This window comes from Mesorhizobium sp. M1307, assembly GCF_040318155.1.
Classification (GTDB): Bacteria; Pseudomonadota; Alphaproteobacteria; order Rhizobiales; family Rhizobiaceae; genus Mesorhizobium.
This window is the reverse complement of sequence record NZ_JAMYLR010000015.1, coordinates 28,257-43,450: the sequence shown is the minus strand read 5'-3', so window position 1 is coordinate 43,450 and position 15,194 is coordinate 28,257. Positions and strand designations below refer to the sequence as shown.

At 60.9% G+C, this 15,194-nt stretch carries 15 protein-coding genes; 8 read left to right on the top strand and 7 right to left on the bottom strand.

Features of this window, described 5'->3' with window-relative positions; translation table 11 throughout:
- Positions 1–73 precede the first annotated feature (73 nt).
- Positions 74–949, bottom strand: a complete 876-nt coding sequence (locus NKH16_RS18325) for a MurR/RpiR family transcriptional regulator (RefSeq protein WP_352449139.1) — start codon at positions 947–949, stop codon at positions 74–76.
- Positions 950–1,146: 197 nt separating this feature from the next.
- Here NKH16_RS18325 and NKH16_RS18320 point away from each other — a divergent pair, with 197 nt between their 5' ends.
- The 7 genes from NKH16_RS18320 (at position 1,147) to NKH16_RS18290 (ending at position 7,255) form a co-directional block, all read left to right on the top strand.
- A complete protein-coding gene (locus NKH16_RS18320) occupies positions 1,147–1,329 on the top strand; it encodes a hypothetical protein (RefSeq protein ID WP_126092905.1) in 183 nt (60 codons plus the stop codon).
- A gap of 123 nt (positions 1,330–1,452) precedes the next feature.
- Positions 1,453–2,457, top strand: coding sequence for a SctD/MshK family protein (locus tag NKH16_RS18315; RefSeq protein WP_352749238.1), 1,005 nt, complete (start codon positions 1,453–1,455; stop codon positions 2,455–2,457).
- A complete protein-coding gene (locus NKH16_RS18310) occupies positions 2,454–2,885 on the top strand; it encodes a hypothetical protein (protein WP_352449141.1) in 432 nt (143 codons plus the stop codon). Before NKH16_RS18315 ends, NKH16_RS18310 begins: the two co-directional genes overlap by 4 nt.
- A 145-nt stretch (positions 2,886–3,030) precedes the next feature.
- Positions 3,031–3,222 (top strand): hypothetical protein, encoded by a 192-nt coding sequence (locus NKH16_RS18305; RefSeq protein WP_352874323.1) that lies wholly within the window; start codon positions 3,031–3,033, stop codon positions 3,220–3,222.
- Positions 3,223–3,239: 17 nt separating this feature from the next.
- A complete protein-coding gene (gene sctV, locus NKH16_RS18300) occupies positions 3,240–5,387 on the top strand; it encodes a type III secretion system export apparatus subunit SctV (protein ID WP_352900900.1) in 2,148 nt (715 codons plus the stop codon).
- 47 nt (positions 5,388–5,434) lie between these two features.
- Positions 5,435–6,793: a type II and III secretion system protein family protein gene (locus tag NKH16_RS18295; RefSeq protein ID WP_352449144.1), complete on the top strand. Its 1,359-nt coding sequence runs from the start codon at positions 5,435–5,437 to the stop codon at positions 6,791–6,793.
- A gap of 12 nt (positions 6,794–6,805) precedes the next feature.
- Positions 6,806–7,255, top strand: coding sequence for a hypothetical protein (locus NKH16_RS18290; RefSeq protein ID WP_352449145.1), 450 nt, complete (start codon positions 6,806–6,808; stop codon positions 7,253–7,255).
- An 83-nt stretch (positions 7,256–7,338) separates the two neighbouring features.
- Here NKH16_RS18290 and NKH16_RS18285 read toward each other — a convergent pair whose 3' ends face one another.
- Complete coding sequence (locus tag NKH16_RS18285) at positions 7,339–8,136, bottom strand: tetratricopeptide repeat protein (RefSeq protein ID WP_352449146.1); 798 nt, start codon at positions 8,134–8,136, stop codon at positions 7,339–7,341.
- Between the two features lie 90 nt (positions 8,137–8,226).
- Between NKH16_RS18285 and NKH16_RS18280 the strand changes: the two genes are divergently transcribed.
- The gene (locus NKH16_RS18280) at positions 8,227–9,267 is read left to right on the top strand and encodes an EscU/YscU/HrcU family type III secretion system export apparatus switch protein (protein ID WP_352449147.1); all 1,041 of its coding nucleotides are present in this window, start codon (positions 8,227–8,229) and stop codon (positions 9,265–9,267) included.
- 207 nt (positions 9,268–9,474) lie between these two features.
- On the opposite strand, the gene NKH16_RS18275 is transcribed toward NKH16_RS18280, so the two are convergent.
- The 5 genes from NKH16_RS18275 to NKH16_RS18255 all read right to left on the bottom strand — a co-directional run bounded on the left by NKH16_RS18275 (position 9,475) and on the right by NKH16_RS18255 (position 15,194).
- On the bottom strand, positions 9,475–11,103 hold the full coding sequence (locus NKH16_RS18275; protein ID WP_352900895.1) for an ABC transporter ATP-binding protein: 1,629 nt from the start codon (positions 11,101–11,103) through the stop codon (positions 9,475–9,477).
- Positions 11,093–11,977, bottom strand: a complete 885-nt coding sequence (locus tag NKH16_RS18270; protein WP_352449149.1) for an ABC transporter permease — start codon at positions 11,975–11,977, stop codon at positions 11,093–11,095. The genes NKH16_RS18275 and NKH16_RS18270 overlap by 11 nt, the downstream gene beginning before the upstream one ends.
- Positions 11,974–13,020: an ABC transporter permease gene (locus NKH16_RS18265; RefSeq protein WP_352449150.1), complete on the bottom strand. Its 1,047-nt coding sequence runs from the start codon at positions 13,018–13,020 to the stop codon at positions 11,974–11,976. Before NKH16_RS18265 ends, NKH16_RS18270 begins: the two co-directional genes overlap by 4 nt.
- A 100-nt stretch (positions 13,021–13,120) precedes the next feature.
- The gene (locus NKH16_RS18260; RefSeq protein ID WP_352874317.1) at positions 13,121–14,728 is read right to left on the bottom strand and encodes an ABC transporter substrate-binding protein; all 1,608 of its coding nucleotides are present in this window, start codon (positions 14,726–14,728) and stop codon (positions 13,121–13,123) included.
- A gap of 112 nt (positions 14,729–14,840) precedes the next feature.
- Positions 14,841–15,194 carry a Rieske (2Fe-2S) protein gene (locus tag NKH16_RS18255; RefSeq protein ID WP_352449152.1) on the bottom strand — a complete coding sequence of 118 codons (354 nt, stop codon included), beginning with the start codon at positions 15,192–15,194 and terminating at the stop codon, positions 14,841–14,843.

Below are 15,194 nucleotides of genomic sequence, written 5' to 3'. Positions count from 1 at the left end.
GAAGATCTCCGGAAATTAACGTTGCCGGCAGCCTGGCTGCCGTCACGCCCGCCCGATCGCAACCTTTCGGATGTTATCGAGGGGGCTTCCAATAAATGCCGAAAGCAGCAAGCTGCTCTTCCGACTGTTTTACCCGTTCTGCGGCGTTCGTTTCAGACTGCGCTGCCGCCAGCGCCGCCAGAATCTCGACGGCGGCGAACGCCGGCGCCATGCTTCGGAAGAACGACTGCGAATTTGACGTAACGATAATTGTTTCCCGCGCGATCTGTGTCAGCGGCGACACGCTGCTGTCGGTGATCGCCACCACGCCGATGCCCTGCCGAGCCGACTGGCGCGCAACGTCGATCGTCGTGCGCTCGTAGGGCGATAGGCCCACCGCAAGAAGTACCGCGCCGCGTCCCGCGTGCTGGAGGGCATCCAGGCCCGGTCCGGCCATCTCGCCGACAAGCGTCACCTTGCAGTCGGTGCCAGCCAGCAAGGACATGATGTGAACGAAGTGGCTCGCGACCGGATAGGCGGCGCGCGAGCCGACAGCGAACAGATCGCGTGACCGGGCGAGCAGACCGGCTGCCGCGATGAACTGCATGGCGTTGCCGTATTCGCCAAGGCTTGAGATCTGGGCGGCGAGCGTGTCGGCAACGACGCCGGCAGTCGAATATCCCGGATCGCCATGCTGTCCGATACCCTGTCGCGCCGGCTCGCCCGCGATGGTCTCGCGCAGCGCGCGCGCATAAAGGCTGCGCATATCTTCGTAGCCTTCAAGGCCAATCCATCGCGCCAGCCGCATCATCGTGCTGTGCGAAACGCCGGCCTGGTGCGCCTGCTCGCGCATCGACATCAGTGCGACATCCTTGGGATGATCCAGCACGAAACGTGCGGCGACCCGCAACTGCGGTGGCATAGTCTCGAACCGTTCGACCAAAAGCTCGGCCAAAGGACCTTTTTCCATTCTGAAACCCCATTCACCCACCTGCCAAGGTACTCCTTGAACACAGGCGACGCAACAGTTGGAACCGAAGTGTCTCAAATATTCCAACTGGACTTTCATTTTCGGCCATGCTGCCTTAAGCTGCCTTCGCAACCCTCCGGACTGCAGCGATGTGAGTCCGGAGTTTGCAACTTGGATAGTCCCTCAAGGAGACAATGATGGCTGCTACCCCTCCCATTACCTCCGGCTCAGCAGGGTCGCCGGAACAGAACCTGGACAAGATGATCAAGCACCAGGAGCGCATGTTTGGCCTGGAGATCACGAAAGAGATCGCGAAATCCCAGCATGACATGCTGATGAGCACCGCCAGGACGCTCGGCCAGTCGGCTGAAAAGGCCTAAGGCGGCGGATTCCCGAACCATGCGCCGCCGCAAGCACCCGGCGGCGTACTTTGCACGGCGCAATTTTTTCAGCGCCGTCATCAGGCCGCATTTGAAATGGTCATCGGCGGGAGATGAAGTGGCATGACCGCTCGTCCTATCACCAAACATCTGGAACCAGCAGCGCCGGCGCGCCGACTCGGATCGATCATCGCCCCCTCTCCGGAAACCGGACATTCCATTGCGCTGAGCGTGACCCACGGATTTCACGCCGGCGCCGAAGTCAGTCTGGTCGAGCCACAATATACGATCGGCTCCAGCACTGAGTCGGACATTGTCCTGCGCGATGCCGGCATCGCACCGATTCACGCAAGGCTGCGGCGCAAGGGCAGCCAAGTTGAAATCGAAGCCGTCGGCGGCGATGTCACGTTGGCCACGGGCGAGACCATCCATGAGGGACATGGCAGCCGCTGCAGGCTGCCGCTCACCATAAGTGTTGGCGAGGCGCGCATCAAGCTGGTCAGCCTGCAACGCGTACCCAATCGATGGTCCTTTGCCAATCGCCCGCTGCTGGTCGCGAGCAGCGTTCTCTGTGCGGTTCTCGCAATTTCCGTTGCCGCGAACGGGTTTTCTTTCGCCAAGCAAGAGATTGGCGCAAAGGCGTCCTCTCAAGACGGGCAACCAGTCAGAGTGGCTTTCGTCGGCCAGGCAGGGGAAAAAATCCTGGACGATTCATCGCCAGCGCAAATCCACACTGCCGCCGAAGCGGAAAGCCAGCTCAAGCTGCGCCTCGAGCAATCCGGCATAAGCACATTAACGGTTCTGCAATCGGAGGGACGCCTCGTGGTCTCGGGTATGATCCCGAATGACAAGAGTGATGTCTGGGCACAAACGCAATCCTGGTTCGATCAGTCGTTCGGCGCTTACCTTCCCCTCATCTCAAACGTCATGGTTGGCAATGCGCAGCAGGCCCCGCGCCTGAGGCTGCAGGCGATCTGGTATGGCGAGCGGCCCTACGTCATCGCAGCCGATGGGGCGCGCTATCACGAAGGTGCATTCACCGATGACGGCTGGGCCGTCAAACACATCGGCGAAACCGAACTTTTCCTGACCAAGGGCGGCGCCACGGTCGCGCTGAAATATCCGTGAACCGGCGGCTTGAAGCGGCACGATTCGACACGGCACGGGTTGACACGGCGGGCCGCGAGGGGCGGCAGGCGGAAGGTGTGCGGGGCCAGGCCATCAGCCGGCGGCGGATGAATGGGGTCGACAAAGCAGCAAACCGTGCTCAGGGGACGAAATCAGCCGCCGGTGCAGAAAGGCCGGAAACGGCGGAATTCCAGGCTTCTCAAGGTGCGGCCGGCGAGTCGCTCGACGAGATACTCGCCAATTTCGTCATGCCCAATATTCCCGAACCAGCCATCCTGCGTCGCTCCGTGCCTATTCTCCAGCATCTTGTAACGCACCTGGTCCCAAGCCTGGAGGGCGGGGAGCAACTCAAGACGCTCGCCAGAACGCTGATGGAGGATGAAATCGAGCGTCATCGCGATCTGCTTGGTCGCATGCAGGAAGGATAGAACTCTGACCGAGCCGCGTGACACCGTGCATCTTTTGCATGTCCTAGGCTATCTCTACGGGTGTCACGGGCAGGCAAAGCGGGGCGCGGCCTACCTGCTTATTGCTGCACAGCTCTCGCCGGGAAATGCCGGCGTCCTCAGAACGTTGGCGCACCTTCTCATACTCGATGGCGAGGCGGAAAAGGCGCTTGCCACGATTGCCAGGCTGGAGACCTTGGAAGGAATGGATCACCCGGTGCTTACATTGCTGAAGAGCCGCGCCTTGCTCGTGGCGGGGCGCAAGACGGAGGCGCGCAGTGCCTTGCTTAACTTCCTGTCGCAACGAGGCGTCGGATGACCGTCTCGGAACGACTGATGCAATTTCTTGCCAGGCTGTCACGCCGCAGCGATCTGGTCATTGCCATCCTGATGCTCGTCGCGGTGGTGATGATGCTCATTCCATTGCCGACGTTTCTCGTCGACATTCTCATCACCGCAAACATCGCCATCAGCGTGCTTATCCTGCTGGCCTCGTTCTACGTTTCTCATCCACTCCAGTTTTCGTCACTGCCGTCGGTCATCCTCATCGCCACTTTGTTCCGGCTGGCGATCACGATCACGACCACGCGACTCATCCTGCTCCAGGCCGACGCAGGCGAGATCATTGCCGCCTTCGGCACCTTCGTCGTCGGTGGCAGCATTGCGGTGGGCCTCGTCATCTTCCTGATCATCACTGTTGCGCAGTTCATCGTTGTTGCGCGGGGTGCCGAACGCGTCGCCGAGGTGGCCGCGCGCTTCACGCTCGATGCGCTGCCGGGCAAGCAGATGAGCATCGATGCCGAGTTGCGCAACGGCGACATCGATCAGGCGGAGGCACGCCAACTGCGCCAGCAGCTAGAGCGCGAGAGCCAGCTGTTTGGCGCAATGGATGGCGCCATGAAATTCGTCAAGGGGGACGTGATCGCAGGCATTGTGATCATTCTGGTCAACCTGATCGGTGGTTTCGCAGTCGGTACGCTGCAGCACGATATGTCGATCGGCGACGCGGCTGCGACCTACACGCTGCTCACCGTGGGCGACGGCCTGGTGGCGCAGATACCTGCACTGCTCGTCGCTCTGGCCGCCGGCACAATGGTGACGCGCGTCGGCAGCGCGGACGGAACGGGCGATCTTGGCCGGCAAATAACCAGCCAGCTGCTGCGCGACTCCCGCGCGCTCGCGCTCGCCGCGGTGATCATGGTCGGCCTTGCCATGGTGCCAGGCTTCCCCTCCATCGCCTTCCTAGTCCTTGGTGCCTGCTGCGGAGCCGGCGCCTATGCAATCAATCGCCGCACCGCCCAGGAATCCGAGGCTCAAGATATCGGCCATATCGCCGCGCCTGCACAGCGGGGGAATTCCGCGTCGCTTTCGGCAATCTCCACCGCAACACTGTCTCCGTCCTACCGCGTCGTCGTGCGCTTCGGAACCGAGCTCGGACGCTTGGTCCCGGAGCTCGAATTTGCCGCGCTCGCCGACGGCGTGCGCCGCGACCTCTTCGGTGATCTCGGTGTCGACGTTCCGGCCATCGGTATGCACGTCGACGAGATGCTTTCGCCACGAAGCGTCCGTGTCGATCTGGAAGGTGCGCCCATCTTGGATGCCGAAATTCGTGCCAACCGTGTTCTTGTCGAAGCGGACACGACGCATCTCGATCTGCTCGAAATACCCTACGAAAAAGGTTCTCCGATTGCCGGTCAGCGCAAATTCGTGTGGGCCAATGACAGCCACCTGTCGGCATTGAAGGAGGCCGGCTTCGTCTTCTCAACGCCGGTGCAAACAGCGGCCAAATGGACCGGCAATGCACTTCGTCTATATGCCGGCCATTTCGTCGGGATTCAGGAGACACGCAGGCTGCTCTCGGACATGGAACCGGACTATGCCGATCTGGTCAGGCAGGCGCAGGAGATCGTGCCGCTCCAGAAGATCGCGGAAGTGCTTCGCCGGCTCGTCGGCGAAAACGTGCCGATCCGCAATCTGCGCCTTATCCTCGAGGCCCTGATCGAATGGGGACAACGCGAACAGGACGTCGTCTTGCTGACGGAATATGTCCGCACATCCTTGAAGCGTCAGATCAGCTTCCGCTGCGCCGGCCGCAACAACATCATCGCCGCCTATGTGCTGCAGCGGTCGGCCGAGGATATCCTGCGAAACGCAGTGCAAAGCACATCGACCGGCACCTTCCTGAACCTTTCGGACGATGATGCGCAGGCTTTGATCACCGAAATCGAGCGAGCCCTGTCGCAGAACACCACCGACGTCTCGCCGGTCGTCCTCGCCGCGATGGATGTGCGCCGTCACATGCGCAGCCTGCTCACACACAATGCCATCGAGCTTCCGGTTCTGTCCTTCCAGGAGCTCGCACAGGAATTCAATGTCCAGCCGCTGGCCACGATCGCCGGCCGCTCCGGCAAAGCCAGCGCGCGCATCGTCTCCCAGCCGCTCCCGTCGGCTCAGGCGAAAGCCGCGCAGGAGGCACCCTCCTGACGCCAGCCGGACGGATGGGGACATCGGGGATTCAGGAGAGGAACGGCATGACATTCCACAGTACCGCGGCAGGCGTTGGATCAGCCGCTTTCGCCAGGCGGGCAGATTTAGGCCGGCTCGCTATCGCGACGATTGGCGTTCTGCTGGCGTTGTTGCTCATAGGGGCCGACGCGACAGCACAGAACATATCGCCCTTGCCGAGCAAACCAACGATCGGCTTGCCGGTCGGGCAAGGACGCCTGTTGCGGTTCAATGACCCGGTCGAATCCGTGCTGATCGCCGATACCACGATCGCGGACCTTCAGGTCGTGTCGCCGAGCATGGTCTATGTGTTCGGCCTCAAACCCGGCCTGACCAACCTCATTGCGGTCACGGCCGATGAGCGGATCGAGGCAACGGCCCAGTTCCGCGTCACCCCCGATGTCACGCCTGCTACCGAAGCCAAGCAAGCAATGCAGCCGAGCTCGGCGACAAATCTCCACATTTTTGGCACCCGCATCGTTGCCACAGGCGAGGCGCGAGGCGTCGATGAGGCAACGGATCTGGACAATGTCGCCCGGACCTTCTCGCCGCCGGAACAGCCGCCGCTGAACAACATGACCGTGCAGGGCTCACAGCAAGTCAACATCCGGGTTCGCTTCGCCGAAGTCTCGCGCACGGAGCTGCAGTCGTACGGCGTCGACTGGTCTGTCGGCTACAGGAGCGGCGGCTTCGAATTCAACATGTTCCAGGACAATGGCGTGCCCTCTGGGAACGGCAATTTCGGTTTGAACATGGACCAGGCGCATGGCCTCAACTTCGACATTCTGATCGAAGCCCTGCAACGCAACGGCATCGTCAAGATACTGGCCGAACCGAACCTGACGGCCATGACCGGTCAGACGGCAAGCTTTCTCGCCGGTGGCGAAATTCCGGTTCCGATCCCGCAAGGAACCGACGTCGTCACCGTCCAATACAAGCCCTTCGGCGTGTCCCTCGGCTTCACCCCGACGCTGATCGGCCGCAATCGCATCGCGCTCCATGTCCAGCCGGAAGTCAGTTCTCTATCTGAGACCGGATCCGTAAGCGCCAACGGTTTCGCCATGCCGAGTTTCGTCGTGCGCAAGGCCGACACCACGGTCGAAGTGGCGAGCGGTCAGACATTTGCGATCGCCGGCCTTTTCCAGCAGCGGACTTCGCGCAATCTGGAAAAGTTTCCGGTGCTGGGCGATGTACCGGTGCTTGGCCCGCTTTTTCAATCACAGCGTTTCCAGCACGAAGAGACCGAACTGGTCATTTTGATTACGCCCTATCTGGTGGAACCGGTGCGCGACAGCCTCGCCACGCCGCTTGATCGTCCGGCAGCCAAGCACCGCAGCCGCAAGCACGCCAATGACGCATCGGCGACGGGTCTGATCATCAAGTAACGAGGACCGGATATGACATCCCCCATCGCATTTTTCTGCGTTGTTCCAGCGCTGGTTCTGGCCGGCTGCGCGAGTAGCCCGCAACAGCGGCAGGATTATTCGCCTGGCTACAACTATGTTTCGACGGATGCAGGCGGCTCCGAGAAAGGTGTCGGCGGCTCAGTTCTTGCTCCCGATGCCTGTCTGGCCGAGCCAGCCGACGACGACAACTCTGCTGCCAAGACGAATCTGACGATCGTCTCCGGCGTCGGCTCCCATCTGCCGCCCGGTTGCGCCAATGCCTTCAATCTTCAGCGGATGTCCGAAAGCCAGCGTGACCTCGTAGAAGGCCGCCGCATGGGCCCGGCGGCGGCGGCACCGACCGCGCGCGCGGCCCGTCGCTACCTCGATGGCGAGGAGGCTCCGATAGGCGGCGCCAACAGCGCGCCGTCGGTGCCGCAAACAACGCTCCCAGTCGAGTGAGCCGGCGCGGTATTCGCCCGCGTAGTGTCACCCTACGCGTCGCGCTTGGCGGAAGATCGCTTCAGGCCCTCCGGCCCGATTCGCTAGCCGAGGATGGAGCCGAGCGCCTTCGCTTTGGCCTGAGTGCTGCCCTTCAGCCGAATGGTTCTTGCGCGGGCAAGCAGGGTGGCCACCTCCTTGGTCGTCAGCCCGATTGGCGGCGAGGCCTTGACCTGGTCGGCCTGGCCAAGAAGCCCGTACACCACCACAATGTTGCGCTTGTGGTGCAATTGCGCATTGGGAGCGGCGGCAATTTTCTGCACCAGCGGCAGCGCCGCAGCGGAATTGTCTTCGAGGGCTGCCGCCAATGCCATGTTGGTCTCGACGTCAAGATCGCCCGGCGCAAGTCTCAACGCCTGGGCGAAAGTCTCCTGCGCCTGCCCTGTCTGCCCGGCGAAAGTCTGCGCAACGCCCAATCGGTTGTAGGCGCCACTGGTGTTGACCAGCGGCGCTGCCTGCGCAAGCGCGCGCATGCCTGCATCGATATCGCCTACCTCCATCATCGCCGAGCCAAGCCCAAGCATTGCTCCCCCGTCATTGGGAGCTTTGGCCAGCGCGGCCCGATAAGCTTTGGCGGCATCGGCAGGATAGCCTGCCCGCATGTAAGCGTCGCCTGTCTTGACGAACGCGCTCGCCTTGGCGCCCGGCATTGCTGCGGCGCGCTGGTAGAGCGCGATGGCGGTATCACTTTCTCCGCGCGCATCAATATCGTCGGCAAGCTTGATCAGGCGCTCGGATTGAGACGATGGGCCCTGCGCCTTGGCCTGCACGGAGCCGGTTTGGGTCGTCTGGCAACCGCTCAGCGCCAGCGCGACGACGACTGGCATGAATACGACACGCAACCGCAAATCCACCTCTCCGTATTCAAGCCTGTCCCACCTTACACAGGGCATCGGCCGACTGGAACCACGATAGTGCGGTAAGATTGCAACATGGCCGAAGAAGCTGAGGAAAAGAAATTACCGGCGTCCGACAAGAAGCTTCGTGACGCCCGCCGCAAGGGCCAGGTTTCGCAAAGCCGCGACCTGGTATCCGGCTTCACTCTTTTCGCAGCGCTTGGCTATCTCTATTTTTGCTGGCCGCTGCTCTTCAAATATCTTTCGGAACTCGTGCAGACTGTGACGGTGCCCGGCGGCTCTTTCGAGGAGGTCAGCCTGCGTGCCATCCACCACTCGTTCTCATTGCTGATGCTTGCCACATTGCCGCTAGTCGGCATCGTTGTGGTTCTCACCGTAGCCTTCGGCATGCTGGCCACGTTCGGGCCGGTCTTCTCGTTCGAGCCGCTCAAGCCGCAGTTCGATCGCATAAACCCAGCGAAGGGCCTTCAGAAGATCCTGTCGCTCCGCAATGTCATCGAGTTCGCCAAGGGCCTCGTCAAGGTGGTGTTCCTGGCAAGCCTTTTCGTATTCATCCTGATCGCCTGGCTACAGCCTCTCTTCGATGCGCCAGGCTGTGGTCAGACATGCCTGGAGCCGACCATCAAGGCGGTGATGACACCTCTCGGGACTGCCGCCGCCCTGGCCTTTATCGTCATCGGCTTGATCGATGTTCCTATTCAGCGCTGGCTGTTCCTACGGGACATGCGCATGACAACAACCGAATACAAGCGCGAACACAAAGATCTCGAAGGCGATCCATTGATCCGCCGTGAACAGCAGCGACAGCGGCGCGAAGCAGTGATGCAGCCTGCGAAGCTAGGTGTGAAAAACGCGGTCATCGTCTTGGTGTCAGGCGACCGCGCCGTGGCCTTGCGCTACGTCAAGGGCGAAACGCCTGTGCCGACAATTGTCGGCAAGGGTCAGGGCCGTGCGGCCGAAGATATGATGGCTCAGGCGCGCGAGGCAGGTATCCCCATAGTCGAGGATGCCGTTACCGCCCAAGCGATCTTCGAAAATGCGAACATCGGGTCTTATATCGGCCAGCAGATGTTTTCCCCGGTCGTTCGCCACCTCGTCCGGCACGGGCTCACTTGAGCCAAAATCCTGCGATTGTCGTTCTATGCCAGTTTAGCCCTGTCGGCTGGTGGAAGCGAAGCGGAAGTCCGCTGGTCGCGCATCCGTCAGTGTCAAGGCGGCACGGCGGAAGACCGACCAGGCCGATTCAATGAGGGCGTTTCGGAGGACCTGTCATGCCGCCCGATCCGCAGCTTGCGTTCATTCGCGTTGAATAACAATGCGTCCTCAGCCCCGGCTGGCCAGCAGCCTTGTCAGCCAATCCGGATCCATTTCCGGCACGGAGGATAAAAGCCGTTCGGTATAGGGGGCATGCGGCGGCGTGAGAATTTCGCTCTTTAATCCCTGCTCAACGACTTTCCCCTGGTGCATGACCACAATCTCGTCGGCGATCGCCCGCACGGTGGCAATGTCATGGGTGATGAAAATGTAGCTCATGCCGAGCTCGCGCTGAAGCCGCATTAACAGCTTGAGGATTTCCTCCTGCACAATCTGGTCGAGCGCAGACGTGATTTCGTCGCAGATGATCAGTTCCGGATCGGCGGCCAACGCTCGGGCGATGCAAACGCGCTGCTTCTGGCCCCCCGACAGTTCGGCCGGCACACGATCCAAGTAAGTTTCGCTCATCTCGACCATGTGCATGAGTTCGCCGATCCGCCGATCCCGCTGCGCTCCCTTGAGGCCAAGATAGAATTCAAGCGGCCGAGCTATGACTTCTTCGACCGTCTGGCGCGGATTTAGCGCGTTGTCGGGCATTTGATAAATCATCTGTATGCGACGCAGAATCTCTTTTGGGCGGGTCTCCAGGGTCTTGGAAAGGGCCTGGCCGGCAAAGGAAATCGACCCCGACAGCGGCGGCAACAGGCCGGTAACGACGCGAGCGAGCGTCGATTTCCCGGAACCGGATTCGCCGACCACAGCCACTGTTCGTCCACGTGGAACTTTGATGGAGACATCCTGGAGCACCTTGACCCTCCGCGCGTAAGCCGCGGTGACGTTGTCTATCGTAAGCAGATATTCATCGGCCGGAACTTCGGGCTTGGCGAGCTTGCGCACGGCCCAGAGCGTTTTGGTATATTCCTGGCTGGGCGAGGCGAGCATCTGGCGTGTTTCAGCCTCCTCCACGGTAAGTCCATCGCGCAAAACCATGATGCGGTCCGCCATTTGCGCCACCACCGCCAGATCATGCGTCACATAAATTGCAGCCGTGTTGAATTCCTCCACGACATTGCGAATGGAGGCGAGAACTTCGACCTGCGTCGTCACATCGAGCGCCGTCGTTGGCTCGTCGAAGACGATGAGGTCCGGACGACAGGCCATCGCCATCGCGGTCATTGCCCGTTGCAACTGTCCGCCGGAAACCTGATGAGGATAGCGAAAGCCGATGGTCTCCGGGTCTGGAAGCTGAAGACGCCGATAAAGATCGACGGCACTCCGGTTCGCTTTCTCTCGGCTGGCAATCCCATGCGCCACCACAGTTTCGACAGTCTGGTCGAGGAGCCGGTGGGCCGGATTGAAAGAGGCCGCGGCGCTTTGTGCGACATAGGCGATACGGGAGCCTCTGAGGCGACGCCGCCCTGTTTCGCTGAGTGCCAGAAGATCGAGCCCGTCGAACAGGATCGAGCCCTGTGTGATACGGCAGCCCGGCTTGGCGTAACCCATCGCGGCGAGGCCAATGGTGGATTTGCCGGCGCCTGACTCGCCGATCAGGCCAAGAACCTCCCCCCGCTTCAGCGCCAGATCGACCCCGCGGACAATGGGATGCCATCGCTCGTCCGAGAAGCCCTCCACATGGAGATTGCGGATCTGAAGTAGATCCTTACCTTTTTCGCGCGAGGCCGGACCGCTACCTTTCATCCCGCAACCCGCTTGTTGCGTGCAGGAACCAGTCGACGACGAAATTCACGGATACCGTGAGGAGGGCAATCGCGCCGGCCGGCAGCAGCGGCGTGACATCGCCGTAGGTGATCAGGGTTGCATTCTCGCGCACCATCGATCCCCAATCGGCGGTCGGCGGCTGAATGCCGACGCCCAGGAAGGACAGTGCCGCGATCGTGAGGAATACGAAGCAAAATCGCAAGCCGAACTCCGCGACCAGCGGCGGCATGACATTGGGAAGGATTTCCTTGGCGATGATCCATTTCGGGCCTTCGCCGCGCAATCGCGCCACCTCGACATATTCCATCACTGCTACGTTAAGCCCGACGGCGCGTGCGAGCCGAAAGACGCGGGTGGAATCGAGCAGCGCAATGATGATTATCAGGCTGGTGATCGACGACCCGAAGATCGAAAGCAGCACCAGGGCGAAGATCAGGCTTGGGATCGACATCAACACGTCCACCGCACGCGACAGTATCTGGTCGAGCCATCCCCTGTACAATGCGGCAAGAAGGCCGAGCGAGACGCCGACGGCGAAGGACAGCAGTGTGGTCGCGACGGCGATACCGATGGTGTTGCGCGCACCGTAAATCAAGCGTGTGAGCATATCGCGGCCGAGCTGGTCGGTTCCCAGTTTGAACTGCTGGCTCCACGGTGCGAAGGCTTCGCTGAAGACCTGCGTTTCGCCGTATGGGGCGATCCAGTGCGCGAACACCGCAACGATGACATAGCCGATGATGACGAGGATGCCGAACCAGGCACTGAAGGGTGCCTTCTTCAGCGCCGTTTTGGCCCGGGTGGCGCGCGAGCGCCTCAGCCTGTGAACCTGAGCGATGGGTTCGTAGCTGGTCATCGTGGATGCAAGAGCCTTGGATTGGTGGCGATCGAAATGATGTCGGCAGTCAGATTGAGCAGGATGTAGGTCGCCGCGAAAATCAGGGCGCAGGCCTGGACAACCGGAACATCCCTGGATTTGACCGCATCAACCATCAGCTGACCGATGCCGGGATAGACGAACACCACTTCGACAACGACCACTCCGACGACCAGATAAGCAAGATTGAACGCCACCACCGTGACGATCGGAGCCCATGCGTTGGGCAAGGCATGCCTGAGTACGATGGCCATGGGCGACATTCCCTTCAGCCGCGCCATGTCGATATAGGGGCTTGCCAGCATGTTGATGATCGCCGCTCGTGTCATGCGCATCATGTGGGCGACGATGACGAGCGTAAGCGTGGTTGCCGGCAAAGCTACTCTCCAGACGTGATTCCAGAACGGCGTCTGGTCGTTCACGTTGGACAAGGTCGGGAACTTGGGAACTGCGTTGAGTATCCAGTTCAGTGACACTGCGAGCCAGTGCGGCAGGGATTGTGCGAACTCGGATCCGATGAACGTGTCGCGCGAGATGACCAGGTAGGCAAGCATATAGGCGACGAAAAACTCCGGGAACGAAATGGTTGTCAGCGTCACTGCGTTCACCAGCCGGTCGAACCAGCCATTGCGGTAGAGCGCAGCGAGGATGCCAAGTCCCAGGGCCAGCGGAACTGCGATCAGCGCGGTCATCGACGCGAGGAACATCGTATTGTAGAGGCGCGGCGCGATGATCTCGGCCACGGTGCGCCGATACCCGGTGCGGCTCGCGAACGAAGAGCCGAAATCCCCGTGGAGCATCTGCCCGACCCAGACGAAGTAGCGCTCGACAGGCGGACGGTCGATGCCAATTTCTCGCTGGAAGGCGGCGACCGTTTCGGGTGTCGCGGATTGCCCGAGCGTCGCCTTGGCGAAGTCGCCCGGCAGCATTGCGATCGCCGAGAAGATAATGATGGACACGATGAACAGCGTGACCAGGCCGAGGCCAAGGCGCTGCAGAACCGTTCTTGCGACGGGGTTCATGGGTACGCATTTCCCGTTGCGGCCGCTGCCCTCCCACATCCGGCAGGGCACACCGGGGCCAACCGGACCCTCGCAACCATCGCGGGTCCGGCCCGCACTCTCACGCAGTGGCGATCCACCAGCGTTCGGCCATCTTCAGTCCATCGTTCTCCCAGTTCGGCGCCACTTCGCCATGTGCGAGCTTATTGGATTTGGCGCTGACGAAATTGTTGAAGACCAGTACGATGCTGCCGCCATCATCATGGGTCAGTTGCTGCATCTCAGCATACATTGCCGCCCGCTTGGCCTCGTCGGTCTCGGCGCGCGCCTGGACAAGCAACTCGTTGAAGCGGGGATTTTTCCAGAACGACTCGTTCCAGCTGGAGTCCGCGGCGAAGGCTTGCGTGAACATCCAGTCGGCCGTCGCGCGACCGCTCCAATAAGAAGCGCACCAAGGTTTCTTGAGCCAGACATTGTCCCAATAGGCGTCCTCGGCCTCGCGCACCACGTTTACGTCGATGCCGCACTGGGCGGCCGTTTCGCGGATGAGCGCAGCCGCGTCCACAGCGCCTGCAAAAGCGGCATCGGCGACCGAGAGGTCCACCTTCAGTTTTTCCATTCCGGCCTTTTTCAGATAATGCTTGGCTTTCTCCGGATCGAAACTGTGTTGCGGCTGCGGATTCGTGGCGAATTTGATTGCCGGCGCGATCGGGTTGTCGTTGGCCACGGTGGCGTGGCCGAGAAAAATCTTGTCGACGATCTCCTGACGGTTGATCGCCCATTTCAAGGCCATTCGGACGTCCGGATTGTCGAACGGCGCCATCGTGACATTCATCGGCAACGTATAATGGCCATAGCCGGTGACCTCGACGATCTCCACCTTGGGGTTGCGTTTCAACATGCCTAGGGTCTTGAGGTCGGCGCGGCCAATATAGTCCACCTCCCCTGTCGATAACGCGGCCATGCGAGCGGCGAGATCGGTGACGGCGATGAACTCCACCTCGTCGAGATAGGGCTTGCCGTTCTTGAAGTAGTTCGGATTGCGCTTGAGCTTGGCCGAAACTCCGGGCTGGAAGTTCTCAAGCACGAAAGCACCGGTGCGAACGCCTGATCCCCAATCCGCCTTGCCGTCCTTGGCCGGCATGATGACCAGATGGTAGTCACTCATGATGTAGGGGAAGTCGGCGTTGCCGCTCTTGAGCGTGAAGACAACCGTCTCCGGGCCGTCCGCCTTGATGCTGGCTACGGGCTCAAGCAGCGGCTTCGCCGCCGATTTGGTTTCGTCGCCCATATGATAGCGCAGCGAAGCCACGACGTCGTCCGCCGTGACATTCTTGCCGTTGTGGAAGGTTGCGCCCTTGCGCAGCTTGAAGACCCAGGTTTTGGCCCCGTCCGATGATTCAAAGCTCTCGGCAAGGTCCGGCTGGACGTTGCCTTTCGCGTCGACCTCGGTGAGGCTGTTGGACATCGAGCCCGAGAACGCGGTTTGTGTGAATGTGTCCGGGTAGCCGGCCGGATCGATCGAATCCGTCGTCGCGCCATGTGCCATGCCGAGCTTGGCGAAGCCGCCCTGCAGCGGTTCGGCCCGGGCCGTGCTGACGAAGAGCTTGTCCGCAGCGGTGACCGTCAGCCCAGCGGCCAGCCCAAGATGAATGAAGTCGCGACGGGAAATCTTGCCGCGACCAATCAGGCTTTGAGCGATACCAAGCTTGTATTCAGATTCTGACATTTGACTCTCCCGTTGCGGATTTTCCGCGTTATTGTTCGTCAAGCACCTGTGAAGAAATCTGCTCGTCAGCCGCGATCACCCTTTCTTCTGACCGCTCAAATCCGCACCTCGATCAGGCTGTCACATAGATGCTGCCCGCCTCGACGGTGACTGGAAATGTGCGCGCGCGAACGGACGGATCGACCAGGGCCGCGCCTGATTTGATGTCGAATTCCCAGCCATGCCAGGCGCAGCGCACGATCTCGTTTTCGCGGTGATAGATGAATTGCGCCCCTTCGACCGGTGCAGTTGTTCCGCATTGCGGCCCCTCGCAAAGCGGAGCGCCGCGGTGCGGACAAACATTCAGCAGCGCGTGGAATGAATCTCCGATGCGGAAAACGCCGACCGAAAGGCTGCGGATCTTGGCGATGAAGGGAGATCCGGTTTCGATCTCGTCGACTCTACAGATGTATGTCTTCTCAGGCAT

Excerpts from the sequence above, each read along its gene's own strand:
- NKH16_RS18325 (WP_352449139.1), bottom strand. The coding sequence starts at position 949 with ATGGAAAAAGGTCCTTTGGCCGAGCTTTTGGTCGAACGGTTCGAGACT.
- sctV (WP_352900900.1), top strand. The coding sequence starts at position 3,240 with ATGCAATTTCTTGCCAGGCTGTCACGCCGCAGCGATCTGGTCATTGCC.
- NKH16_RS18260 (WP_352874317.1), bottom strand. The coding sequence starts at position 14,728 with ATGTCAGAATCTGAATACAAGCTTGGTATCGCTCAAAGCCTGATTGGT.
- NKH16_RS18290 (WP_352449145.1), top strand. The coding sequence starts at position 6,806 with ATGACATCCCCCATCGCATTTTTCTGCGTTGTTCCAGCGCTGGTTCTG.
- NKH16_RS18320 (WP_126092905.1), top strand. The coding sequence starts at position 1,147 with ATGGCTGCTACCCCTCCCATTACCTCCGGCTCAGCAGGGTCGCCGGAA.
- NKH16_RS18270 (WP_352449149.1), bottom strand. The coding sequence starts at position 11,977 with ATGACCAGCTACGAACCCATCGCTCAGGTTCACAGGCTGAGGCGCTCG.
- NKH16_RS18315 (WP_352749238.1), top strand. The coding sequence starts at position 1,453 with ATGACCGCTCGTCCTATCACCAAACATCTGGAACCAGCAGCGCCGGCG.
- NKH16_RS18280 (WP_352449147.1), top strand. The coding sequence starts at position 8,227 with ATGGCCGAAGAAGCTGAGGAAAAGAAATTACCGGCGTCCGACAAGAAG.
- NKH16_RS18295 (WP_352449144.1), top strand. The coding sequence starts at position 5,435 with ATGACATTCCACAGTACCGCGGCAGGCGTTGGATCAGCCGCTTTCGCC.
- NKH16_RS18275 (WP_352900895.1), bottom strand. The coding sequence starts at position 11,103 with ATGAAAGGTAGCGGTCCGGCCTCGCGCGAAAAAGGTAAGGATCTACTT.
- NKH16_RS18265 (WP_352449150.1), bottom strand. The coding sequence starts at position 13,020 with ATGAACCCCGTCGCAAGAACGGTTCTGCAGCGCCTTGGCCTCGGCCTG.
- NKH16_RS18255 (WP_352449152.1), bottom strand. The coding sequence starts at position 15,194 with ATGCCTGAGAAGACATACATCTGTAGAGTCGACGAGATCGAAACCGGA.